The following is a 23,084-nucleotide window of genomic DNA, read 5'->3' on the forward strand; positions in this document are numbered from 1 at the left end:
AAAAAAGGAACGTGCACTGCACGTTCCTTTCCGTCCGGGTGGCGCCTGTTCAGACGCGCTTGCGGTATTCGCCCGTGCGGGTGTCGATCTCGATCTTGTCGCCCTGGCCCACGAACAGGGGCACGGCCACTTCGAAGCCGGTGGCGATCTTCGCGGGCTTGAGCACCTTGCCGGACGTGTCGCCCTTGACGGCGGGTTCGGTCCAGGTGATTTCGCGCTCGACGCTGGTCGGCAGTTCCACCGAGATGGCCTTGCCGTCGTAGAACACCACTTCGGCGGCCATACCGTCTTCGAGGTAGCTGATGGCGTCGCCCATGTTGCCGGCCTCGACCTCGTACTGGTTGTACTCGGAGTCCATCCACACGTACATGGGGTCGGCGAAGTAGGAGTAGGTGCACTCCTTCTTGTCCAGGATCACGTTGTCGATCTTGTCGTCGGCCTTGAAGACGACTTCGGTGCCCATGTTGGACAGGAGCGCCTTGAGCTTCATGCGCACGGTGGCGGCGCCGCGGCCGCCGCGGGCGTATTCGGTCTTGAGGACGATCATGGGGTCTTTGCCCTGCATGATCACGTTGCCGGCGCGGATTTCTTGAGCGATTTTCATGGCTTGCTTGGGATGGTAAGGTTGGGCCGCTCCACAAGTCGGGGCGGGCGGGCGTGGCCGCGGGGGGGCCGCCTTCCACCCCGGCGCATGTTCCGCGGCGGGGGCGCCGGCTGGGCACGCTAGCGTGCGGCCTTGGGGTATGGCGCAAAACCGAGGATTCTAGCGTTTCTCGGCCACAAACCCTAGTAGTAAGGTCAATAAATCGGGTTGTGCCAGCAGCCGGGCGCGTGCCGCCGCCGTGCAGGCGCGCCATTCGGCCAGCGTGGCGGCATCGAGCAGCGGCAGCGCGGGCGCGCTGTCCAGCCCGTTCCACAGCGCATGGAAGCGCCGCAGCGATGCGGGCGCCTGCAGCCAGTCCAGGAACGCCAGCAGCTTGGCGTGGTGCGCGCCGTCATGCTGCGGGTAGATGTGCCACACGAAAGGCTGGCCGGCCCAGAGCGCGCGCACCAGCGAATCCTCGCCGCGCACGAGGTTCAGGTCGCAGGCCCAGAGCATTTCGTCGAATGCCGGCTGGGGGCAGGGTTCTAGATATGAAAAAGAGAGCTGCTGGCGATCCATCCATACGGGTTTCAGGCCGATTTCATGCAAAACGGCCGCCGTGGCGCGGCCCGGCGTGACCAGCAGGTGCGCACCGGGGCGGGGCCCGAGCTGCGCGAGCAGCTGCGCAAGGGCGGGGGGCTCGTAGCAGAACAGCGAGATGGCCAGATCGTGCGGCGCGATGCCGTGGCGCGCGCGCCAGGCCTGGTGGTCGAAGGCCGCCTGGCGGGCGGCGAGGTCGCGCTCGCGCAGCAGGCCGCCCGTGCGTTCGGTGAAGCCGGGGTAGAAGAACCAGCGCGTCAGGCCCGCGCCGGGGCCTTTCATCAGGGGCGAGGGCAGGCGGTGGCAGCGTTCGACGTAGCTTTCGGCCGACAGGTACTCCAGGTTGATCCACAAGGGTTTTTTGCCTCCATCGCCCGTGTGGCGGGCGATAGCAGCTATGAAGTCGGGAGCAATCTCGCAGCCGAAGGCCTCCACCACCACGTCGCCCGTCCCATCCGGCGGCGCCTTGCCAGGCCAGGGCAGCACCTGCACGCCCGCGGCCCCGCGTGGCGCCATCCACGAGAGGGCCGTGGCGTCGTCCACCCACAGGCGCACGCGGTGGCCCCGGGCGCCGAGCTCGGCGGCCAGGCGCCAGCACACGCCGATGTCGCCGTAGTTGTCGATGACCTGGCAGAAGATGTCCCAGCGCAAGGAGGTGTTCATGCGCCGGCCTCCGTGCCCTGGGCGCGCAGGTGGTCCACGAGCAGCCGGGCCACGCCAGAGAGCGGCTCTTGCGCGCGCACGCACAGCGAGAGCCGCCGGCGCGCCCAGGGCTCGGCCAGCGTGATGGCGCGGATGGCCAGCGTGCCGCGCAGGTTCTGCGCGCTGCCGCGCGGCAGCACGGCCACGCCCAGGCCGGCCGAGACCATGAGGCACAGCGCGTCGTAGCTCGTGACCTGCATGCGCAGCCGCAGGGGCATCTCCAGCTCGGCCGCCGCGCGCGTGAGCAGGTTGTTGATGGCGCTGCCCGGGTGCATGCCGACGAAGTCGCAGGGCAGGGCGTCGGCCAGCCGCACGCGCCGCCGGCGCGCCAGCGCATGGCCCGCGGGCACGATGAGCACCAGCTCGTCCTCGCGGTAGGGCAGTAGCGCGACGCGCTCGCCGTAGCTGCCGTGGTTGAGGATGCCCACGTCGGCCGCGTTCTCGGCCACCGACTGCGCCACGGCGCTGCTGATCTGCTCCTGCAGCCGCACGCCGACCTGCGGGTGCGCGGCCATGAAGCGCTGCAGCTCGCCGGGCAGGAACTGCGTGATGGCCGAGATGTTGGCCACCACGCGCACGTGGCCGCGCACGCCGGCGCGGTAGTCGCGCATCTGCGTGGCGATGCCGTCCAGGTCGTTGAGCACGCCGCGCGCGAGGTTCAGCAGCGCGTAGGCCGCGGCCGTGGGCTCGGTGCCGCGGTTGCTGCGCGTGAACAGCTCCACGCGCAGCTGGTCCTCCAGCTCCGCCAGGCGGCGGCTGGCGGCGGATGGCGCGATGTGTTCGCGCGCGGCAGCGCGGGCGATGGCGTTTTCCTCCATCACCGCGACGAACAGGCGCAGGGAGACCGGGTCGAGCTTCATGGGAGGGGATGGTACTGTGGCGGCGCGCGGCCATGCCGGTTTGCGATGGCAGCGTCGCGCTTGAGCGTTTTGTGCGCGGCACCGGGCGGCGCATCATCCACGGCGGATTTCAGGAGACGACACCGCCATGCAAGAGACAACCACCCCCGCCGCGCTGGCCGGCGTGCGCGTGATCGAGATGGGCCAGCTCATCGCCGGGCCGTTCTGCGGCAAGACGCTGGGCGAGTTCGGCGCCGAGGTCATCAAGATCGAGGCGGTCGGAGCCGGCGACCCGCTGCGCAACTGGCGCCTCATCAAGAACGGCACGTCCGTGTGGTGGCAGGTGCAGTCGCGCAACAAGAAGTCGGTGGCGCTGGACCTGCGCCAGGCCGAGGCGCAGGACATCGTGCGCCGCCTCATCGCCGAGGCCGACGTGCTCATTGAGAACTTCCGCCCCGGCACGCTCGAGGGCTGGGGCATGTCGCCCGAGGAGCTGCACGCGCTCAACCCGGGCCTCGTGATCCTGCGTATCTCGGGCTATGGCCAGACGGGGCCGTACCGCGACCTGCCGGGCTTCGGCGTGATCGGCGAGGCCATGGGCGGCCTGCGCCACCTCACGGCCGAGCCGGGCCGCGTGCCGGTGCGCGTGGGCGTCTCGATCGGCGACACGCTGGCCGCGCTGCACGGCGCCATTGGCGTGATGATGGCGCTGTACCACCGCAAGGTGAACGGCGGTGCGGGCCAGGTGATCGACGTGGCGCTGCACGAGGCGGTGTTCAACTGCATGGAGAGCCTGATCCCCGAGTACAGCGCCTTCGGCGTGGTGCGCGAGGCCGCGGGCAGCGCGCTGCCGGGCATCGCGCCTTCCAACGCCTACCCCTGCCAGGACGGCTGGGTGCTGGTGGCGGGCAATGGCGACAGCATCTTCAAGCGCCTGATGGCCGCCGTCGGCCGCCAGGACCTGGCCGACGACCCGCAGCTGGCCGACAACGCGGGCCGCGTGGCGCGCGTGGCCGAGATCGACGCTGCCATCGGCGCCTGGACGGCCACGCTGACCGTGGCGCAGGTCATGGAGCGGCTGGCCGCCGCGCGCGTGCCCGCGGGCAAGGTCTACACGGCCCGGGACATCGCCGAGGACCCGCACTACCAGGCGCGCGACATGCTGCTCACGCAGCAGACGCGCGACGGCGACGAAGTTACCGTGCCGGGCATTTGCCCCAAGCTCTCGGCCACGCCGGGCACGATCCGCTCCAGCGCCCCCCGCCTGGGCGACGACACCGACGCCGTGCTGGCCGAGGCCGGCCTGACGCAGGAACAGATCGCGCTGCTGCGCGGCAAGGGAGTGATCCAATGAACACCGTGTGGAACGGCGCCGGGCGCCGCATCGAGATCTGCGACGTGGGCATGCGCGACGGCCTGCAGATGGAGGCGCAGTTCGTGCCCACCGAGGACAAGATCGCCCTCGTCGACGCGCTGTCGGCGGCGGGCCTCGCCAAGATCGAGGTGACCTCGTTCACCTCGCCCACGGCCATCCCCGCGCTGCGCGACGCCGAGGTGGTGATGCGCGAGATAGCGCGCCGCCCCGGCGTCACCTACACCGCGCTGGTGCCCAACGCGCGCGGCGCGGAGCGCGCCATCGAGTCGCGCACCGACGAGCTCAACCTCGTCATGTCGGTGAGTGAGACGCACAACCTGGCCAACCTGCGCATGACGCGCGCGCAGTCGTTCGCGGCGCTGGCGCATGTGGTCACCATGGCGCAGGCCGCGCGCGTGCCGGTGAATGTGTCGCTGTCGTGTGTGTTCGGCTGCCCCATGGAGGGCGACGTGGCCCTGGACGGCGTGTGGGACTGGGTGCAGCGCTTCGCCGGCCTGGGCGTGGCCGGCATCACGCTGTGCGACACCACGGGCATGGCCTACCCCTCGCAGGTGGCGCAGGTGGTGGCGCAGGCGCGCGCGCGCTGGCCGGGCCTGGCGTTCACGCTGCACTTCCATAACACGCGCGGCATGGGGCTGGCCAACGTGCTGGCCGCCATTGACGCGGGGGCCGACCGGTTCGACGCCTCGCTCGGCGGCCTGGGCGGCTGCCCCTATGCGCCGGGCGCCACGGGCAACGTGTGCACCGAGGAGATCGTGCACGCGCTCGCGCTCATGGGCTACGACACGGGCGTGGATCTGCCCGCGCTCATGGCGGCGGCAGCGCGCCTGCCCACGCTCATCGGCCACGAGGTGCCCAGCCAGATCGCCCGGGCAGGGCGCCGGCTCGACCTGCACCCGGTGCCCCCCGGCTTCGACGCGATCCGCGAACGCGCGCTGGCGCGGTGACGCCGTGACGCCGTACCCCGCATACCCACAGGAGACAACCCCATGCCTTTCACCCATGCCGTGACCCGGCGCCATGCCGCACTGGCGCTGGCCGCCGTACTGTGCGTCGCGCCGCTGGCCATCGCCGCGCAGGACAAGTATCCCTCCAGGCCCATCACCCTCGTGGTGCCGCAGGCCGCGGGCGGCGCCAACGACGCGATCGCGCGCGTGCTCGCGCAGCGCCTGACCGAGCAGATGGGCCAGAGCGTGATCGTGGACAACCGCCCCGGCGCGGGCGGCACGCTGGCCACGGCGACCCTGGCGCGCGCCAAGCACGACGGCTACACGCTGCTGGTCACGGCCGACAGCGCGCACGTGATCGGCCCCGCGCTCTACAAGAACCCGGGCTTCGATGCCGTCAAAGACTTCGAGCCCGTGGCGCCCATCGCAACGGCGGGCTACGTGCTCGTGGCGCACCCCTCGTTCCCGGCCAACAACGTGGCCGACCTGATCCGGCTCGCCAAGGCCAGCCCGGGCAAGTACGCCATCGCCTCGGCCGGCAACGGCACGCTCAACCACCTGATCGGCGAACTGCTGCAGAAGGCCGCGGGCATCCAACTGCAGCACATCCCCTACAAGGGCTCGGCCGCCGCCGCCACCGACGTGGCGGGCGGGCAGGTGCCACTGTCGGTGCAGAGCCTGCCCTCGTCGATTTCCTTCATCAAGGCGGGCAAGCTCAAGGTGCTGGGCGTGGTGAACGAGAAGCGCGTGGCCGCGCTGCCCGACGTGCCCACCATCGGCGAGACGCTCAAGGGCTTCGGCCAGGCGCCGTGGTATGCCATGTTCGCCCCCGCGGGCACGCCCGCGCCCATCGTGGAGCGGCTGCAGGCCGAGGTGGCGCGCGCGCTGGACCACAAGGACGTGGCGGACAAGCTCGCCGTCGTCGGCTGCGAGCCGTTCAAGGGCACATCGGCCCAGCTCGGCGTGCTGGTGCGGGCCGACCTGCCCAAGTGGGCGCGCGTGGTGAAGGACACCGGCGCCACCGTGGATTGACAGCACGACCAACCGTTTTGATTGAAACCCCCGAAGGAGACGAGATGACGACGATCACCCGCAAACGCTTCACCGCGCTGGCCCTGGCCGCGCTCGCGCCACTGGCGCTGTCCACGGCCTGGGCCCAGGGGCCTTACCCCTCCAAGCCCGTGACCTTCGTCGTGCCGGCCGCGGCCGGAGGCACCACCGACATCGCGGCGCGCATGGCCGCGCAGGCGCTGTCACCCGTGCTGGGCCAGTCGGTGGTGGTGGACAACAAGGCTGGCGGCAACGGCACGATCGCGGCTGCTATCGTTAAGCGCGCCGAGCCCGACGGCTACACGCTGCTCATGCAGTACTCGGGCTACCACGTGATCTCGCCCCACCTGACCCGCGCGCCGCAGTGGGAGCAGAAGGACTTCCAGCCCATCGCCAACGTGCTCTCGGCGCCGCAGATCATCGTGGTGCGCGAGGGCCTGCCCGTGAAGACGCTGGCCGAGCTGGTCGCCTACGCCAAGGCCAACCCGGGCAAGCTCAACTACGCCTCGTCGGGCAACGGCTCGCTGCAGCACGTGACGGGCGCCATGCTGGAGCAGCAGGGCGGCATCAAGATGGTGCACGTGCCCTACAAGGGCACGGGCCCCGCGCTGCAGGACCTGCTGGGCGGCCAGGTGGACCTGACCTTCGGCACCGCGCCGCCGTTCATGCCGCACATCCAGTCCGGCAAGCTGCGCGTGCTGGCCGTCACGGGCAAGGAGCGCCTGCCCAGCCTGCCCGACGCGCCCACCACGGCCGAGGCCGGCTACCCCGGCGTCAATGCCACCTCGTGGTTCGCGCTGTTCGCGCCCGCGGCCGTACCCAAGCCGATCATCGACAAGCTGGCGGCCGACATGAAGAAGGTGGTGGAAGACCCGGCCTTCCGCAAGAAGGCGCAGGAGCAGGGCGCCACGGCCGACTACCAGGGCCCGCAGCAGCTCGGCGCGCGCGTGAAGGCCGACTTCGCGGCCTGGGCCAATGTGATCAAAAGCTCCAAGATCGACCCCGAATAAGCAGCGCTGCCGCCCCCTCCCCCCCCCGGGGCGGCTACGGCGCATCGGGCGCCGTCATGGCATCGCGCTGGCGCGTGAAGCACTCGCGCACCACGCGCGCAAACAAGGGCGCGCGCGGATTGTGAGCGCCGAGGCGCTCGGGGTATGCCATGACCACCGACTGGGCCGCCAGCGGCCCGCGCAGGCGCCTGCAGGCCAGGCGCTTGCCGTCGTAGCTCCAGTCGCGCACGGGGCGCGTGGTGAGCAGCGAGACGCCCAGCCCGTTGGCCACCAGCGAGCGCACCATTTCGATCGACGGCGTCGCATGCGCGATGCGCGGCGCGGCGCCCGCCTGGCGGAACAGCGACAGGAAGTATTCGCGGCTGTGCGGCAAGTCGATGAGGATGAAGGGCTCCTGCGCCAGCGCGGTGACCGGCAGGCTGGTGCGCGCCGCCAGCGCGTGGCCCGCGGGCAGCAGGGCGTAGGGCACGAATGCCGTCACGGCCTCCAGGCGAACGGGGCGCGCTAGGCCCATGTCGTAGAGCAGGGCGGCGTCCAGCGCGCCGCGTTCGAGCATCTGCAGCAGCGCCTCGGTGTCGCCCTCGTGCACCTCGACCTCCACCTGCGGATGGCGTTCGCGCATGCGCACCAGCATGGCGGGCAGGTGGCGCGGCGCGAGCGTGGACAGGCAGCCGACGCGCAGCAGCCCCGCTTCCTCGCCCGTGCGCGGCCCTTCGAGCGCGCGGGCGCGCTCCAGCAGCGCGTGCGCCTCGCGGTGGCGCATCTGGCCCGCCGCCGTGAGCTCCAGGCCACGCGCATGGCGGCGCACGAACAGCGCCTCGCCCCACAGCGCCTCCAGGTCGGCGATGGCCTTGGAAATGCTGGGCTGCGACACGCTGAGTGCCGCGGCCGCGCGCGCCGCGCCGCCGTGCTGGGCCGCGGCGGCGAAGTATTCGAGCTGGCGCAGGCTGATATTGATCAAGATAGTTGATTCAAAGTATCAAGATTGAATATTTTATTTTGATCCTGCTTTGGGCAACCATCGGGCTTCCGTGCATTTCCTGGAGCCCCGCATGCCCGTACCGCCCCCCACCATCCGACCGCTCGACGGCATCCGCATCCTCGACTTCAGCCGCGTGCTCGCGGGCCCGCTGTCCACGGCGCTGCTGGCGGACCTGGGGGCCGAGGTCATCAAGGTCGAGCCGCCGGGCGGCGACGACTACCGCCACATCGGCCCCATGCGCGGCGGCATCAGCAGCCTGTTCACCGCGCTCAACCGCAACAAGAAGAGCATGGTGCTGGACCTCAAGCACCCCGAGGCCGCGGGCATCGTGGCGCAGCTGGCGCAGGAGGTGGACGTGGTGGTGGAGAACTTCCGCCCCGGCGTGGCCGAGCGCCTGGGCGTGGGCCCCGGGCTGCTTTGCCGTGCCAACCCGCGCCTGGTGTACGTGAGCGTGTCGGGCTTCGGCCAGACGGGGCCGCTCGCGCACCTGCCGGCCTACGACATCATCGTGCAGGCCATGAGCGGCCTGATGGAGGCCACGGGCGAGCCCGACGGCCCGCCCACCCTGGTGGGCGAGGCCGTGTCCGACGTGATCGCGGGCCTGTTCGCGTCCTGGGCCACGCTGGCTGCGCTGCTGCAGCAGCGCCGCACGGGCCAGGGCCAGCACGTGGACGTGGCGATGTTCGACGCCACGCTGGCTTTCCTCGTCACGGGCGTGGGCCGCTACCTGTTCACGGGCGAGAGCGCTCGGCGCAATGGCAACCGGCATTCCTTCTCGGCGCCGTTCGGCGTGTACCGCGCGCGGGACGGGCATTTCGCGCTGGCCGTGCTCAACAACAGGCTGTTCGCCTCGCTGGCGGCGCTGATCGGCGCGCCCGGCTTTGCGCAGGACGCGCGCTTTGCCACCGACGAACTGCGCCGCGCCCACGAGCCCGAGCTGGCCGCCGCCATCGAGGCCTGGGCCGGCAGGCTCGGCGTGGCCGAGGTGGTGGCGCAGCTGGAGGCCGCCGGCGTGCCCGGCAGCCCGCTGTGGACCATGGCGCAGGCCCTCGAATCGGAGCAGGGCCTGGCGCGCGGCCTGCTGCGCGCGGTGGACGACCCGCGCCTGCCGGGGCTGCGCGTGCCTACGCAGCCCGTGAAGTTCGGCGGCGCCGCGCCCAACCGCGCCGAGCCCGCGCCCGACCTGGGCCAGCACACCGACGAGCTCATGGCCGGGCTGCTGCAGGCGGGTGGAGAGCGGCTGGCCGCGCTGCGCGCGGCGGGGCTGTTCGGCCCCGCCTGAATTCCGTGATCGCTCACAACCTTGGAGGAGCTCTTTATATGAATACCTTGAACCGACTCGGCGTCACCGCCGATGACCGGGCCGTGGCCGACGCCGTGGCCCGCTTCGCCACCGGGACCCTCGCGCCGCGCGCGCGGGAGATCGATGAACACGGCCTGTCCGTCACCTGCCACGTGCCGCAGCTGGCCGAGCTGGGCGTGATGGGCATGAACCTGCCGGAGCACCTGGGCGGCGCGGGCGTCACGCCCACGGCGATGCTGCTGTCGCTGGTGGAGATCTCGCGGGCTTGCGCGGCCACCTCGTCGATGATCGGCGCGCACTACCTGGGCACCGACGCGGTGCTCATAGGCGGCAGCCCCGGGCAGCACGCGCGGTGGCTGCCGCGCGCGGCCAGCGGCGAGTGGCTGGCGGGCTTCGCGCTGACCGAGCCGCGCGGCGGGTCGCACCCGGCCGACCTGCGCACGCGCGCCACGCGCGAGGGCGAGGGCGCGCATTACCGCATCGATGGCGTGAAGCACTTCATCTCGAACGCGAAGGAGGCCAGGTTCCTCGTGGTCTTCGCCAAGACTGACCCCGACGCAGGCGCGCGCGGCGTCAGCGCCTTCGTGGTGGAGACCGATTCGCCCGGCATCAGCATCTCGTCGCCCGAGAGGCTCATGGGCATACAAGGCGCGCACGCGTTCGAGGTGGCGTTCGACAGCGTGCGCGTGCCGGCCGCGAACCGCCTGGGCGCCGAGGGCACGGGCTTCAAGACCGCGATGAAGGTGCTGGACAACAGCCGCCTCGACGTGGCGGCCACGGCCCTGGGCATTGCCGAGGCCGCGCTGGCCGACGCCACGCGCTGGATGAAGGAGCGCCAGATCGGCGGCGAGCCCATCGCGGGCAAACAGGGCCTGCAGTGGATGCTGGCCGACATGAAGTTGCGCCTGGAGGCGTCCTGGGGTCTCACGCTGCAGGCGCTCGCGCTGCGCCAGGCGGGCCAGCCGTTCACGCTGCAGTCGGCCATGGCCAAGCTGCACGCCTCCGAGATGGCGGGCTTCGTGGCCGACGCCGCGCTGCAGATCCACGGCGGCTACGGCTACACGCGCGAGATGCCGCTGGAGCGCTACGTGCGCGACGCGCGCATCCTGCGCATCTACGAGGGCTCGTCCGAGGTGCAGCGCAACATCATCGCGCGCACCGTGCTGGCGGATTGACGGCCCCCGGCACGTACCGCGCCGGAGCGTTTTGCAGCATGTTCCCGGGAGGTGGGAAGAAGGCCGTTTTCTTGGTGCTCCAGGGGCGATTTCTAGCGTTTACCCTGTATAGACAGGTCCGTGGGAGCGCTGATCATCGCGGCGAGGAGGCAAGGCCTGCTTCCCGATCCGGGTGAGCCAACGTACTTTTTCCTACAGGAGCTGAAGATGAGCCGAACGGTTGTGAAGATGGCGCCACTGGCGGCGGCGGTGGCATGCGTGGCGGGGCTGGCCGCGCCGGCCCACGCGCAGGAGACCAAGGTGGCCTTGGGCATGTCGGGCTGGACGGGGTTTGCGCCGCTGACGCTGGCGGACAAGGCAGGCATCTTCAAGAAGAACGGCCTGGACGTGGAACTCAAGATGATCCCGCAGAAGGACCGTCACCTGGCCCTCGCCTCCAAGGCCATCCAGTGCGCCGCCACCACGGTGGAGACGCACGTGGCCTGGAACACCAACGGCGTGCCCATCGTGCAGATCTTCCAGATGGACAAGTCCTACGGCGCCGACGGCCTGGCCGTGCGCAACGACGTCAAGGGTTTCGCCGACCTCAAGGGCAAGACCGTGGGGGTGAGCGCTCCCGGAACGGCGCCGCACTTCGGCCTGGCCTGGATGCTGTCCAAGAACGGCATGAGCCTCAAGGACGTGAAGATCGTTTCGCTCGAACCCCAGCCAGCGGCCCAGGCCTTCATCTCGGGGCAGAACGATGCGGCCATGACCTACGAGCCCTATCTCTCCTCCGTGCGCGCCAACCCGCAGGCTGGCAAGATCCTGGCCACCACGCTGGACTACCCCATGGTGATGGACACCGTGGGGTGCGACCCCGCCTGGCTCAAGGCCAACCCCAAGGCCGCGCAGGCCATGGCCAATTCCTACTTCCAGGCGCTGGAGATGATCAAGGCCGATCCCGCCAAGTCCTACGAGATCATGGGCTCGGCCGTCAAGCAGACGGGCGAGGCCTTCGGCAAGTCCGCGTCCTACCTGCGCTGGCAGGACAAGGCTGCGAACCAGAAGTTCTTCGCGGGCGAGCTGCAGCAGTTCATGAAGGACGCCGCGGCCATCCTGCTCGAGTCCGGCGTGATCCGCAAGCTGCCCGACAGCTACGACGCGATGTACGACGCCAGTTTCATCAAGTGAGCGCAGGGTGCGAGAGGAGCGGGATATGAATCAGGCGATGAGCGCAGCCCCCGCGCTGGGGCGGCAGGAGCGGCGGCCGCGCCGCCGCGGCCTAGCGCCGCTGGAGCCCGTGAGCGCCCGCACGCGGGTGGCCCTGGGGGTGGGGTTCTTCGTGCTGTTCTTCGTGGTGTGGGCCTTCTTCACGCTGGGCGGCTTCGTGTCGCCCACGTTCCTGGCCAGCCCCATCACCATGGCCAGGGAGGGCTGGCTGCTTTTCACCGAATTCGGCTTCCTGCACGACATCGGCATGACCGTGTGGCGCGTGCTCGGCGGCTTCGTCATGGCCGCCGTGGTCGCCGTGCCGCTGGGCATCGCGATGGGCGCGCACAAGGGGGTGGAGGCCTTCCTGGAGCCCTTCGTGTCGTTCTGCCGCTACCTGCCGGCCTCGGCCTTCATTCCGCTCCTGATCCTGTGGGCGGGGCTGGGCGAGCTGCAGAAGCTGCTGGTGATCTTCATCGGCTCGGTGTTCCAGATCATCCTGATGGTGGCCGTCACCGTGGGCAACGCCCGCAAGGACCTTGTGGAGGCCGCCTACACGCTGGGCGCCTCCAGCAGCGGCATCGTGCGCCGCGTGCTGATTCCGGGCGCCGCGCCCGACATCGCCGAAACGCTGCGCCTGGTGCTGGGCTGGGCCTGGACCTACGTGATCGTGGCCGAGCTCATCGGCTCGGCCTCGGGCATAGGCCACATGATCACCGACAGCCAGGCGCTGCTCAACACGGGGCAGATCATCTTCGGCATCATCGTCATCGGCCTGATCGGCCTGGTGTCCGACGTGCTCTTCAAGGCCGTCAACCGCCGCCTGTTCGCTTGGAGTGCCCTGTGATGAATCCGCTCCTGTCCATTCAAGCGGTATCGCGCACCTTCGTCAGCCCCAAGGGGCAGGCCACCCAGGCCCTGCTGCCCGTCGATTTCGACGTGCAGGAGAACGACTTCGTGACCATCCTCGGGCCGTCCGGCTGCGGCAAGTCGACCATGCTGCGCATCGTCGCCGGGCTGGACCATCCGACCTCGGGCCGGGTGCTGCTGGGCGGGCAGCCCGTCGAGGGGCCCGGGGCCGACCGCGGCATGGTGTTCCAGAGCTACACGCTGTTTCCCTGGCTCACCATCGAGCAGAACATACGCTTCGGCCTGCGCGAACGCGGCATGCCCGAAGGCGCGCAGAAGGAGCGCGCGGCGTACTTCATCGCCAAGGTGGGGTTGCGCGGCTTCGAGCAGCATTTCCCCAAGCAGCTCTCGGGCGGCATGCAGCAGCGCACGGCGATTGCGCGGGCGCTGGCCAACGACCCCAAGATCCTGCTCATGGACGAGCCCTTCGGCGCGCTCGACAACCAGACCCGCGTGCTCATGCAGGAACTGCTGCTGGGCATCTGGGAGGCCGAGCGCAAGACCGTGATGTTCGTCACGCACGACATCGACGAGGCCATCTTCATGGCCAACCGCGTGGCCGTGTTCAGCGCGCGCCCCGGGCGCATCAAGAGCGAGATCGCCGTCCACCTGCCGCATCCGCGCCACTATCGTGTAAAGACCTCGCCCGAGTTCATGGAGCTCAAGGCGCGCCTCACCGAGGAGATCCGCGCCGAGTCCATGGCCGCCGAGGCCCATTGAGCAACGGTAGAGCATCATGGCACCCGCTTCCCCCGCCCGCGCCAAGGAGCGGAATGCACCACGGCTCGCCGAGGCCTCGCCGGTGGCCCTGTACCAGCAGGTCAAGGACCATGTCGCGCGCCGGATCCAGGACGGCTCGTGGAAGGCCGGCGACCGCCTGCCGTCCGAGAACGAGCTGGTGCTGCAGTTCGGCATCTCGCGCATGACCGTGAACCGCGCCCTGCGCGAACTGGCTGAGCAGGGGCGCATCGTGCGCGTGGCGGGTGTGGGCAGCTTTGTGGCCGAGGGCAAGCCCCAGTCCACGCTGCTGCAGATCGCCAACCTGGCGAGTGAGATCCGCCAGCGCGGCCATGACTACCGCTGCAAGGTGCTCGGCGTGGAACGCGTGGCGGCCAGCATGGAGGTGGCGGCGGCGCTCGACCTGCACACGGGTGAGCCGGTGTTCCATGCCCTGTGCGTGCACCTGGAGAACGGCGTGCCCGTGCAGCTCGAGGACCGCTACGTCAACCCGCGCGTCGTGCCCGACTTCATCGACCAGGACTTCGCGCAGCTGCAGCCGTCGGAGTTCCTGGTGCGCAACGTGCCCTACGACCAGATGGAGCACGTGGTCGACGCCGTGCTGCCCACGCCGCAGCAGGCCCGGCTGCTGGAGATGGAGCCGACCCAGCCTTGCCTGTTGCTGATGCGCCGCACCTGGAACCGCGGCACGCCCGTGACGCTGGTGCGCTGCCTGCATCCGGCGTCGCGCTACCGCTTGGGCTGCCGCATCCGCGCCGACGGCAACCCGGTGTTCGGATAGCCGCGGGCCGGGCCTGCGCGAACCTTTTTCGCTTGTGTGAACTTGTATATACAGGATCGAACCATGAACCCAGCCAACCCTTCCGCGCCCGACGTTCTGGTGCTGCGCCCCGGCCATGTGAGCCTGGCCGAGCTGCGCCGCATCCAGGCCGGCGGCGTGCATCTGCGACTCGACCCTGCGGCCCAGGCTGGCATGCTGGCCGCGCAGGCCACGGTGCAGCGCATCGTCGATGAAGACCAGGTGGTCTACGGCATCAACACCGGCTTCGGCAAGCTGGCCAGCACCAGGATCGCCCACGACCATCTGGCCGACCTGCAGCGCAACCTGGTGCTTTCGCACAGCGTCGGCACGGGCGAGCCCCTGCCCGACCCCGTGGTGCGCATGGTGCTGGCCACCAAGGCCGTGAGCCTGGCGCGCGGCCACTCGGGCGTGCGTCCGGCCCTGGCCGACGCGCTGCTGGCCCTGGCCAATGCCGACGTACTGCCCGTGATCCCGGCCAAGGGCTCGGTGGGCGCCTCGGGCGACCTTGCGCCGCTGGCGCACCTGGCCTGCGTGCTGATCGGCGAGGGCCAGGCCCGGGTGCAGGGGCGGGTCGTGCCGGGCCGCGAGGCCATGGCGGCCGTGGGGCTCGATCCCTTCGTGCTCGGGCCCAAGGAGGGGCTGGCGCTGCTCAACGGCACACAGGTGTCCACGGCGCTGGCGCTGGCGGGCCTGTTCGATGCCGAGAGCGTGTTCGCTGCGGGCCTGGTGTCGGGCGCGCTCACGCTCGAAGCCATCAAGGGATCGGTCAAGCCCTTCGACGCGCGCATCCACGAAGCGCGCGGCCAGGCCGGGCAGATCGCCGTGGCCGCCGCCGTGCGCGCGCTGCTGGAGGGCAGCGCCATCGACCCCTCGCACCCGCACTGCGGCCGCGTGCAGGACCCGTATTCCATCCGTTGCGTGCCCCAGGTCATGGGCGCGTGCCTGGACAACCTGCAGCATGCCGCGCGCGTGCTGCGCATCGAGGCCAATGCCGCGTCCGACAACCCCCTGGTGTTCACCGACACCGCGGAGGTCATCTCGGGCGGCAACTTCCACGCCGAGCCCGTGGCCTTCGCGGCCGACATCGTCGCGCTGGCGCTGGCCGAGATCGGCGCGATCGCCGAGCGGCGCCTGGCGCTGCTGCTGGACCCGGGCCTCTCGGGCCTGCCCGCCTTCCTGGTGCGCGAGAGCGGGGTGAACTCGGGCTTCATGATCGCCCAGGTCACGGCCGCGGCCCTTGCCGCCGAGAACCAGTGCCTGGCCCACCCCAGCAGCGTGACCAGCCTGCCCACCTCGGCCAACCAGGAGGACCACGTGTCCATGGCCACCTACGGCGCGCGGCGCCTTGCCGACATGGTGCGCAACACGGCCGTGATCGTGGGCATCGAGGCCATGGCCGCCGCGCAGGGCATCGACTTCGACCGCGTGCCGGCCCCGGGCGCCGCGCCCCCCGCGCCGTGGCTCAAGAGCTCCCCGCCGATCGAGGCGCAGCTCGCTGCCATCCGCGCGCGGGTGGCCTTCCTCGAACGGGACCGCTACCTCGCGCCCGACATCGAGGCCATGCGCCTGTGGGCGCTTCGGACCTGCTGGCCCGAGACGTTGCGGCGCATCCTGCCAAGCTCGGCGAGCTGATCAGAAACTGCCCGTGAACCGGTAGCGCGATGCCGGATGCCACAGCGCCGATACGGAGGCCACCTGGCCCTGCGATCGCGTGCTGCGGCGCAGCACCAGGCAGGGCTCGCCGGCGTCCATGCGCAGCATGTCCGCCACATCGGCGCCGGGCATGCCGGCTTCGATGGAGAACTGCACACCCTGCAGCGGCGCCACGCGCATCAGGTAGGCGTTGGGCGTCTGGCTGCCGAAATCCTGAGCCAGGTAGTCCGGCGCGACCGCGGGGTTGACGTAGCGGTCCTCGACCTGGATGGGCACGTCGTTCTCGAAGTGCACCACCACGGAATGGAACAGGGTCTGGGCGGCGGACAGCTCGAATTGCCGCGCCAGGGCGGCGTCGGCGCGGCAGCGCTCCAGCTTCTGCAGCTCGCCGCGGTGCACGTGGCCGCGGGCCGCGATCTCGTCGGCAATGTTGCGCAGCTGGACCAGGGTGGACTGGTACTTCTGCTGGGCCACGAAGGTGCCCGATCCCCGCACGCGCGTCAGCGTCCGTTCGTCACTGAGCTCGCGCAGGGCGCGGTTGACCGTCATGCGGGCCACCTCGAACTGCTTGGCCAGGGCCGCTTCGCTGGGGATGGCATCGCCTTCCTGCCACGTGCCGCTCTGGATCTGCTGCAGCACGTAGTCCTTGATGCGTTGGAACGTCGGAACGGCTGCCGGGGAGGATGCGCGAATGGGGCGATGCATAGGGTTTGTACGGATCAAAAAACCTGTATAGACGATTGACGGTGCCGCCAGTAAAACACAGAATTTGTCTATACAACTGATAAGAAATTTATCAATAGTTGTATGTGCAAATAAACATCCCCAGGGGAATGACGGAGCACCCATGAGCAGTGAGGCAAGCACGCCGGTCTCGACCGGTCCCATCGAGAGAAGAACCATAGACATGGTCCCGGAGGATGAGCGCCACGGCTCGCCCTCCAGCCAGTTCACCCTCTGGTTCGGCGCCAACATGCAGATCACGGCCGTGGTCGATGGCGCCCTGGCCGTGGTCTTCGGCGCCGAGGCCATGGCGGCCATCGTCGGCTTGCTGATCGGCAACATCCTCGGCGGCATCGTCATGGCCCTGCACTCGGCCCAGGGCCCGCGCCTGGGCCTGCCGCAGATGATTTCCAGCCGCGTGCAGTTCGGCGTCAAGGGCGCGGCCCTGCCGCTGCTGCTCGTGATCCTCATGTACCTGGGCTTCGCGGCCACGGGCACGGTGCTCTCGGGCCAGGCCATCAACCTGATGTTCGGCTTCAGCGCGCCGGCGGCGGGCATCGCCATCTTCGGCGCGCTGACGGCCCTGGTCGCCGTCGTGGGCTACAGGCTGATCCACACGGTGGGCCGCATCTCCACCGTGGTCGGCATCCTGGGCTTCGGCTACCTGGCCTGGCAGTTGTTCCACCAGTACGACGTGGCCAGCGCCTTCGGCCAGAAGCCCTTCACCTGGGCCAGCTTCCTGACGGCCATGGCCCTGTCGGCCGGCTGGCAGATGACCTTCGCGCCCTATGTGGCCGACTACTCGCGCTACCTGCCGAGCAAGACCTCCACCGCCGCCACCTTCTGGACCACCTTCGGCGGCAGCGTGATCAGCGCCCAGCTGGCCATGACCTTCGGCGCGCTGGTGGCCGCCCTGGGCGCCAACTTCATCAAGAACCAGGTCGGCTTCCTGGGCGAGCTGGCCGGCCCGCTGGCCGTGGTGATCTACCTGGTCATCGTGACCGGCAAGCTCACGGTGAACTGCCTCAACGCCTACGGCGGCGTCATGACCATGCTCACCACCGTAAGCGCCTTCAACGACAGGAAGCAGTTCTCTCCCGCCACCCGCCTCGCCTACATCCTGGGCTTCGTGCTGGTGACGGTGCTGGTGGCCCTGCTGGCCAGCTCCAACTTCCTGTCCACGTTCAAGAACTTCGTGCTGCTGCTGCTCACCGTGTTCGTGCCTTGGAGCGCCGTCAACCTCGTGGACTACTACCTGATCTCCAAGGAGAAGGTGGACATCCCCGCGCTCTACGACAGCCGGGGCCGCTACGGCGCCTACAACGGCGTGGCCCTGTTCAGCTACATACTGGGCATCGTCGTGCAGATCCCGTTCATCAACCAGGCCATGTACGAAGGCCCGCTGGCCAAGGCCATGGGCGGCGCCGACATTTCCTGGATCGTGAGCCTGGTCGTCACTGCGCTGGTGTACTACCCGCTGGCGGCGAGAACCATGGACGTGCCCAGGCAAATGATCTATCCGGCCGCCGAGCCGGCCGCCGGGGCGCCCGACACGTTGCCCGGCTATGACGGCAGCCTTGCCCATACCAGCCATGCCGGGTAAACCGGCCAGACCCATCCCCCTCTCTTTCATGAAGGAAACGACCATGAACGCCAACGACGCCATCCTCAACGCCGCCCGGCAAGACCCCCGCCACGACGCAAGCCGCGTCATCCGCGCGCCGCGCGGCAGCGAGCTCGCCTGCAAGAACTGGCTCGCCGAGGCCGCCTACCGTATGCTCCAGAACAACCTGGACCCCGACGTGGCAGAGAACCCCAAGGCCCTGGTGGTCTACGGCGGCATAGGCCGCGCCGCGCGCAACTGGGAATGCTTCGACGAAATCCTCGCGCAGCTCAAGAAGCTCGAGGCCGACGAGTCGCTGCTGATCCAGTCCGGCAAGCCCGTGGGCGTGTTCAAGACCCACCCCGACGCGCCGCGCGTGCTGCTGGCCAACTCCAACCTCGTGCCCAAGTGGGCGAACTGGGAGCACTTCAACGAGCTCGACCAGAAGGGCCTGTTCATGTACGGCCAGATGACGGCCGGCAGCTGGATCTACATCGGCAGCCAGGGCATCGTGCAGGGCACCTTCGAGACCTTCGTCGAGGCCGGCCGCCAGCATTACAACAACGACCTGACCGGCAAGTGGATCCTCACGGCCGGCCTGGGCGGCATGGGGGGCGCCCAGCCGCTGGCGGCCACGCTGGCCGGCGCCTGCTCGCTCACCATCGAGTGCAAGCAGAGCAGCATCGATTTCCGCCTGCGCACGCGCTACGTGGACAAGCAGGCCAGGGACATCGACGACGCGCTGGCGCTCATCGAGTACCACACCGGAAAGGGAGAGGCCGTCTCCATCGCGCTGCTGGGCAACGCGGCCGAGGTCCTGCCCGAACTGGTCAAGCGCGCCAAGGCGGGCGGCCCCAGGCCCGACATCGTGACCGACCAGACCTCGGCCCACGACCTGGTCAACGGCTACCTGCCCACCGGCTGGACCGTGGAGCAGTGGAACGCCGCCGCGGCCGATCCCGGCCAGCACCCCACGCTCAGGAAGGCGGCGGCCCAGAGCTGCGCCGTGCACGTGCAGGCCATGCTGGACTTCCAGGCCATGGGCATCCCCACGGTGGACTACGGCAACAACATCCGCCAGGTGGCCTTCGACGAGGGCGTTCAGCGCGCCTTCGACTTCCCCGGCTTCGTGCCCGCCTACATCCGCCCGCTGTTCTGCGAGGGCAAGGGGCCGTTCCGCTGGGTGGCGCTGTCGGGCGACCCCGAGGACATCTACAAGACCGACGCCAAGATCAAGGAGCTGTTCCCCGAGAACAGGCATACGCACCGCTGGCTCGACATGGCGCGCGAGCGCATCAGCTTCCAGGGCCTGCCTGCGCGCATCTGCTGGCTGGGCCTGGGCGAGCGCCACAAGGCGGCGCTGGCCTTCAACGAGATGGTGAAGAGCGGCGAGCTCAAGGCCCCCATCGTCATCGGCCGCGACCACCTGGACTGCGGCAGCGTGGCCAGCCCGAACCGTGAGACCGAGGCCATGAAGGACGGCACCGACGCCGTCTCCGACTGGCCGCTGCTCAACGCGCTGCTCAACACCGCGGGCGGCGCCACCTGGGTGAGCCTGCACCACGGCGGCGGCGTGGGCATGGGCTACTCGCAGCACGCGGGCGTGGTCATCGTGGCCGACGGCACCGACGCGGCCGCGCAGCGCCTCTCGCGCGTGCTCTGGAACGACCCGGCCACGGGCGTGATGCGCCATGCCGACGCGGGCTACGAGAGCGCCGTGGCCTGCGCCAAGCGCAACGGCTTGAACCTGCCGATGGTGCGTTGAGGAAAGGGGAGGGAAGGGAAAAGGGAATCCCACGGAACGTCAAAAAAAGGGACCCTCATTCCCAATTTTTGGGAATGAGGGGCTGTGAATGGCAACGGCTTGCTTTGATACTGCCGCCATGTCCAAGAGCGCTTCGTCCGCCGCAGTCCCCACCGCAGACCGTGTGCTGCAGGTGCTGGCCGTACTGGCCCGGCAGGGCAAGACCCTATCGGCCGCGGAGCTCATGGAGCACACGGGCCTGGCGCGCAGCACGCTGTACCGCCAGCTCGCGCGGCTCAAGCGCTGGGGCTTCGTGCTCGAAAGCGATGGCCACTACGCGCCCGGGCCGCTGAGCCTGCAGCTCGCGCTGGGGTTCGACCTGGCCTCGCACCTGGTGCGGCTGGCGCGCCCCGGCATGCTGGAGCTGGCGCAGCAGTCGCAGGAAAGCGTGGGCCTGATCGTGGCCGTGAACGACCAGGCGATCTGCCTGGACATGGTGGAGAGCCAGCAGTCGCTGCGCTGCTCGTTCGAGAAGGGGCGCAGCGTGCCCCTGCGCGCGGGCGCCTCGGCCAAGTGCGTGCTGGCCCACCTGCCCGAGGCCGCGCGCGCGGCCGTGCTCGACAGCCTGTGGGGGCCGGGCACGCCCGCGCGCCAGGCCGCGCAAGACGAGCTTGACGCCATCCGCCAGGCGGGCTTCGCCGTGAGCGCGGGCGCGGTGGACCCCGGCGTGTGGGGCTGCAGCGTGCCGCTGTTCGGCGCTTCGCGCCAGGCCGTGGGCGCCATCACGCTGATGGCGCCGATCCTGCGTTCCCAGGGCCACGAGGAGGCGCTGATTCGCATGACGGTCGTGGCCGCCGCGCGCATATCGCGCCAGCTGGTGCTGCACTGATTTCCCTTTTCCCTACCCCCTAGAACCTCAACCGGAGACTTTCCATGACGACTATCCGCCGCAACCTTCTTCTCGCCGGCATGGCCGCGCTGGCCCTGGGCGCCGCAGGCGCGCACGCCCAGGACAACGTGCTGCGCGTGGGCACCGACGCCACGTTCCCACCCATGGAGTTCGTCGAGAACGGCAAGCGCACGGGCTTCGACATCGAGCTGGTGGAAGCCATCGCCAAGGCCATGGGCAAACAGGTCGAGTGGGTGGACATCGACTTCAAGGGCCTGATCCCGGGCCTGATCTCCAGGCGCTTCGACATGGCCGTGTCGGCCATCTACATCACCGACGAGCGCAGGAAGGTGGTGGACTTCACCGAGCCCTACTACGCGGGCGGCCTCGTGGCCATGGTGAAGGAGGGCAACACCTCGATCAGGAAACTGTCCGACCTCGACGGCAAGAGGGTCAGCGTGCAGGTGGGCACCAAGTCGGTGGGCTTCCTCACGCAGAACTACCCCAAGGTGCAGCGCATCGAGGTCGAGAAGAACCAGGAGATGTTCAACCTCGTGGACATCGGCCGCGCAGATGCCGCCGTGACGGGCAAGCCCGCGGCCTACCAGTACGTGCGCACGCGCCCCGGCCTGCGCGTGCTCGAGGAGCAGCTCACCACCGAGGAATACGGCATGGCCCTGCGCAAGGACACGCCCGAACTCACCAAGGCCGTGAACGCCGCCCTGGCCAGGCTCAAGGCCGACGGCACCTATGCCGCCATCGTGAAGAAGTGGTTCAGCGCCGGCGCCGCGGCCAAGTGATGCGGGGTTGAGCGATGGAACTCGATTTTTCCCCCGTCTGGGCCGGGTGGCTCCAGCTGCTGCAGGGCGCGGTGGTGACGGTGCAGGTCACCGCGGCTTCGCTGCTGCTGGGCTGCGTCATGGGCCTGCTGGTCGGCATTGGCCGGCTCAACCCCAGGAACCGCATCGTCTACGGCCTGTGCACGGCCTACGTGGCGGCCATCCGCGGCACGCCGCTGCTGGTGCAGCTGTTCCTGCTGTTCTTCGGCCTGCCGCAGCTGGGCGTGCTGCTGCCGGCCTTCGTGTGCGGCGTGATCGGCCTGGGTATCTACTCGGGCGCCTACGTGTCGGAGATCGTGCGCGGCGCGATCCAGTCCATCGACAAGGGCCAGATGGAGGCCGCGCGCTCCATCGGCCTGTCGTCGGGCCAGGCCATGCGCAGCGTGGTGCTGCCCCAGGCCGTGGTGCGCATGATCCCGCCGCTGGGCAACGAGTTCATCGCGCTCATCAAGAACTCGGCCCTGGTGTCGCTGCTCACCATCCACGACCTCATGCACGAAGGGCAGAAGATCATCAGCGTGTCCTACCGTTCGCTGGAGGTGTACCTGGCCATCGCGGTCGTGTACTTCGTCCTCACGGGCGCCACTACGCTTGTGCTGCGCCACATGGAGCTGCGCCTGCGCGCGGGGGGGATGGTGCAATGACGATGCAGGCCGGTTCCCAGGGCGCCGAGCCCATCGTGCGCATCCGCGGCCTGCGCAAGGCCTACGGCGACCATGTCGTGCTCAGCGGCATCGACTTCGACGTGCAGCCCTCGCAGGTGGTGGTCGTGATCGGCCCCAGCGGCTCGGGCAAGAGCACCTTCCTGCGCTGCTGCAACGGCCTGGAGCAGCCCCAGGGCGGGCGCATCGACATCTGCGGGCGCACGCTCGTCGATGACGGCCGGATGCTGCCCGACGGCGACCTCAACGCGCTGCGCGAGGAGGTCGGCATGGTGTTCCAGTCGTTCAACCTGTTCCCGCACCTGTCGGTGATCGACAACGTCACGCTGGGCCCGCGCAAGCTGCACAAGCTGCCGCGCGCCGAGGCGGAGGCCGAGGCGCGCGTGCTGCTCGAAAAGGTGGGCCTGGCCCACAAGGCCGAGGCCATGCCGGCGAGCCTCTCGGGCGGCCAAAAGCAGCGCGTGGCCATCGCCCGCGCCCTGGCCATGAAGCCGCGCGTGATGCTGTTCGACGAGCCCACCTCGGCCCTGGACCCCGAGCTCGTGGGCGAGGTGCTGCAGGTCATGAAGGTGCTCGCGCGCGAGGGCATGACCATGATGGTCGTGACCCACGAGATGGACTTCGCGCGCGAGGTGGGCGACGTGGTCGTCGTCATGGACGGCGGCGGCATCATCGAATCGGGCCCGCCCGCCACCATCTTCACCAACCCCGCCCAGGAGCGCACGCGCTCGTTCCTGCAGGCCGTGCTCACGCGCGCTTGACCAG

Annotated in this window: 22 protein-coding genes; 17 read left to right on the forward strand and 5 right to left on the reverse strand. The window is 69.6% G+C overall.

Features of this window, described 5'->3' with window-relative positions; genetic code table 11:
- Positions 1–49: 49 nt before the first annotated feature.
- From efp to ALIDE2_RS08405, 3 genes are all read right to left on the reverse strand, one after another.
- The gene (gene efp, locus ALIDE2_RS08395; RefSeq protein ID WP_013721817.1) at positions 50–604 is read right to left on the reverse strand and encodes an elongation factor P; all 555 of its coding nucleotides are present in this window, start codon (positions 602–604) and stop codon (positions 50–52) included.
- A 159-nt stretch (positions 605–763) separates the two neighbouring features.
- Complete coding sequence (earP, locus tag ALIDE2_RS08400; RefSeq protein WP_013519610.1) at positions 764–1,846, reverse strand: elongation factor P maturation arginine rhamnosyltransferase EarP; 1,083 nt, start codon at positions 1,844–1,846, stop codon at positions 764–766.
- Positions 1,843–2,745: a LysR family transcriptional regulator gene (locus tag ALIDE2_RS08405; protein ID WP_013519609.1), complete on the reverse strand. Its 903-nt coding sequence runs from the start codon at positions 2,743–2,745 to the stop codon at positions 1,843–1,845. The genes earP and ALIDE2_RS08405 overlap by 4 nt, the downstream gene beginning before the upstream one ends.
- A 127-nt stretch (positions 2,746–2,872) precedes the next feature.
- Here ALIDE2_RS08405 and ALIDE2_RS08410 point away from each other — a divergent pair, with 127 nt between their 5' ends.
- The 4 genes from ALIDE2_RS08410 to ALIDE2_RS08425 are packed head-to-tail and all read left to right on the forward strand — an operon-like array spanning position 2,873 to position 7,106.
- Positions 2,873–4,078, forward strand: a complete 1,206-nt coding sequence (locus tag ALIDE2_RS08410; RefSeq protein ID WP_013519608.1) for a CaiB/BaiF CoA transferase family protein — start codon at positions 2,873–2,875, stop codon at positions 4,076–4,078.
- Positions 4,075–5,046, forward strand: a complete 972-nt coding sequence (locus ALIDE2_RS08415) for a hydroxymethylglutaryl-CoA lyase (protein WP_013519607.1) — start codon at positions 4,075–4,077, stop codon at positions 5,044–5,046. Before ALIDE2_RS08410 ends, ALIDE2_RS08415 begins: the two co-directional genes overlap by 4 nt.
- Before the next feature lie 42 nt (positions 5,047–5,088).
- Positions 5,089–6,078, forward strand: a complete 990-nt coding sequence (locus ALIDE2_RS08420) for a Bug family tripartite tricarboxylate transporter substrate binding protein (RefSeq protein WP_013721818.1) — start codon at positions 5,089–5,091, stop codon at positions 6,076–6,078.
- Between the two features lie 44 nt (positions 6,079–6,122).
- Positions 6,123–7,106 carry a Bug family tripartite tricarboxylate transporter substrate binding protein gene (locus ALIDE2_RS08425; protein WP_013721819.1) on the forward strand — a complete coding sequence of 328 codons (984 nt, stop codon included), beginning with the start codon at positions 6,123–6,125 and terminating at the stop codon, positions 7,104–7,106.
- A 34-nt stretch (positions 7,107–7,140) separates the two neighbouring features.
- Here the strand turns inward: ALIDE2_RS08425 and ALIDE2_RS08430 are convergent, their stop codons facing one another.
- Entirely contained in the window at positions 7,141–8,067 is a 927-nt protein-coding gene (locus ALIDE2_RS08430; RefSeq protein WP_013519604.1) for a LysR substrate-binding domain-containing protein, read from the reverse strand.
- A gap of 91 nt (positions 8,068–8,158) precedes the next feature.
- On the opposite strand from ALIDE2_RS08430, the gene ALIDE2_RS08435 reads away from it, so the two are divergent.
- From ALIDE2_RS08435 to hutH, 7 genes are all read left to right on the forward strand, one after another.
- Positions 8,159–9,370, forward strand: coding sequence for a CaiB/BaiF CoA transferase family protein (locus ALIDE2_RS08435; RefSeq protein WP_013519603.1), 1,212 nt, complete (start codon positions 8,159–8,161; stop codon positions 9,368–9,370).
- Positions 9,371–9,408: 38 nt separating this feature from the next.
- On the forward strand, positions 9,409–10,566 hold the full coding sequence (locus tag ALIDE2_RS08440; protein ID WP_013519602.1) for an acyl-CoA dehydrogenase family protein: 1,158 nt from the start codon (positions 9,409–9,411) through the stop codon (positions 10,564–10,566).
- A 207-nt stretch (positions 10,567–10,773) separates the two neighbouring features.
- Entirely contained in the window at positions 10,774–11,739 is a 966-nt protein-coding gene (locus ALIDE2_RS08445) for an ABC transporter substrate-binding protein (protein WP_013721820.1), read from the forward strand.
- Positions 11,740–11,764: 25 nt separating this feature from the next.
- Positions 11,765–12,604, forward strand: a complete 840-nt coding sequence (locus ALIDE2_RS08450) for an ABC transporter permease (RefSeq protein WP_013519600.1) — start codon at positions 11,765–11,767, stop codon at positions 12,602–12,604.
- Positions 12,604–13,386 carry an ABC transporter ATP-binding protein gene (locus ALIDE2_RS08455; protein ID WP_013519599.1) on the forward strand — a complete coding sequence of 261 codons (783 nt, stop codon included), beginning with the start codon at positions 12,604–12,606 and terminating at the stop codon, positions 13,384–13,386. Before ALIDE2_RS08450 ends, ALIDE2_RS08455 begins: the two co-directional genes overlap by 1 nt.
- Positions 13,387–13,402: 16 nt before the next feature.
- The gene (gene hutC / locus ALIDE2_RS08460; protein WP_013519598.1) at positions 13,403–14,185 is read left to right on the forward strand and encodes a histidine utilization repressor; all 783 of its coding nucleotides are present in this window, start codon (positions 13,403–13,405) and stop codon (positions 14,183–14,185) included.
- A gap of 63 nt (positions 14,186–14,248) precedes the next feature.
- Positions 14,249–15,838 carry a histidine ammonia-lyase gene (gene hutH, locus ALIDE2_RS08465; protein WP_013721821.1) on the forward strand — a complete coding sequence of 530 codons (1,590 nt, stop codon included), beginning with the start codon at positions 14,249–14,251 and terminating at the stop codon, positions 15,836–15,838.
- Here the strand turns inward: hutH and hutC (ALIDE2_RS08470) are convergent, their stop codons facing one another.
- Positions 15,839–16,564 carry a histidine utilization repressor gene (hutC, locus tag ALIDE2_RS08470; protein ID WP_013519596.1) on the reverse strand — a complete coding sequence of 242 codons (726 nt, stop codon included), beginning with the start codon at positions 16,562–16,564 and terminating at the stop codon, positions 15,839–15,841.
- A gap of 142 nt (positions 16,565–16,706) precedes the next feature.
- Between hutC (ALIDE2_RS08470) and ALIDE2_RS08475 the strand changes: the two genes are divergently transcribed.
- The 6 genes from ALIDE2_RS08475 (at position 16,707) to ALIDE2_RS08500 (ending at position 23,080) form a co-directional block, all read left to right on the forward strand.
- Positions 16,707–18,185, forward strand: coding sequence for a purine-cytosine permease family protein (locus tag ALIDE2_RS08475; RefSeq protein ID WP_013721822.1), 1,479 nt, complete (start codon positions 16,707–16,709; stop codon positions 18,183–18,185).
- A gap of 43 nt (positions 18,186–18,228) precedes the next feature.
- Positions 18,229–19,950 carry a urocanate hydratase gene (gene hutU, locus ALIDE2_RS08480; RefSeq protein WP_013721823.1) on the forward strand — a complete coding sequence of 574 codons (1,722 nt, stop codon included), beginning with the start codon at positions 18,229–18,231 and terminating at the stop codon, positions 19,948–19,950.
- Between the two features lie 118 nt (positions 19,951–20,068).
- Positions 20,069–20,818 carry an IclR family transcriptional regulator gene (locus ALIDE2_RS08485; protein ID WP_174764515.1) on the forward strand — a complete coding sequence of 250 codons (750 nt, stop codon included), beginning with the start codon at positions 20,069–20,071 and terminating at the stop codon, positions 20,816–20,818.
- A gap of 44 nt (positions 20,819–20,862) precedes the next feature.
- Positions 20,863–21,618: a glutamine ABC transporter substrate-binding protein gene (locus tag ALIDE2_RS08490; protein WP_013721824.1), complete on the forward strand. Its 756-nt coding sequence runs from the start codon at positions 20,863–20,865 to the stop codon at positions 21,616–21,618.
- A 14-nt stretch (positions 21,619–21,632) separates the two neighbouring features.
- Positions 21,633–22,301, forward strand: coding sequence for an amino acid ABC transporter permease (locus ALIDE2_RS08495; RefSeq protein ID WP_013519591.1), 669 nt, complete (start codon positions 21,633–21,635; stop codon positions 22,299–22,301).
- The gene (locus tag ALIDE2_RS08500; RefSeq protein ID WP_013519590.1) at positions 22,298–23,080 is read left to right on the forward strand and encodes an amino acid ABC transporter ATP-binding protein; all 783 of its coding nucleotides are present in this window, start codon (positions 22,298–22,300) and stop codon (positions 23,078–23,080) included. The genes ALIDE2_RS08495 and ALIDE2_RS08500 overlap by 4 nt, the downstream gene beginning before the upstream one ends.
- Positions 23,081–23,084 lie beyond the last annotated feature (4 nt).

The organism is Alicycliphilus denitrificans K601, assembly GCF_000204645.1.
Lineage (GTDB): Bacteria > Pseudomonadota > Gammaproteobacteria > Burkholderiales > Burkholderiaceae_C > Alicycliphilus > Alicycliphilus denitrificans.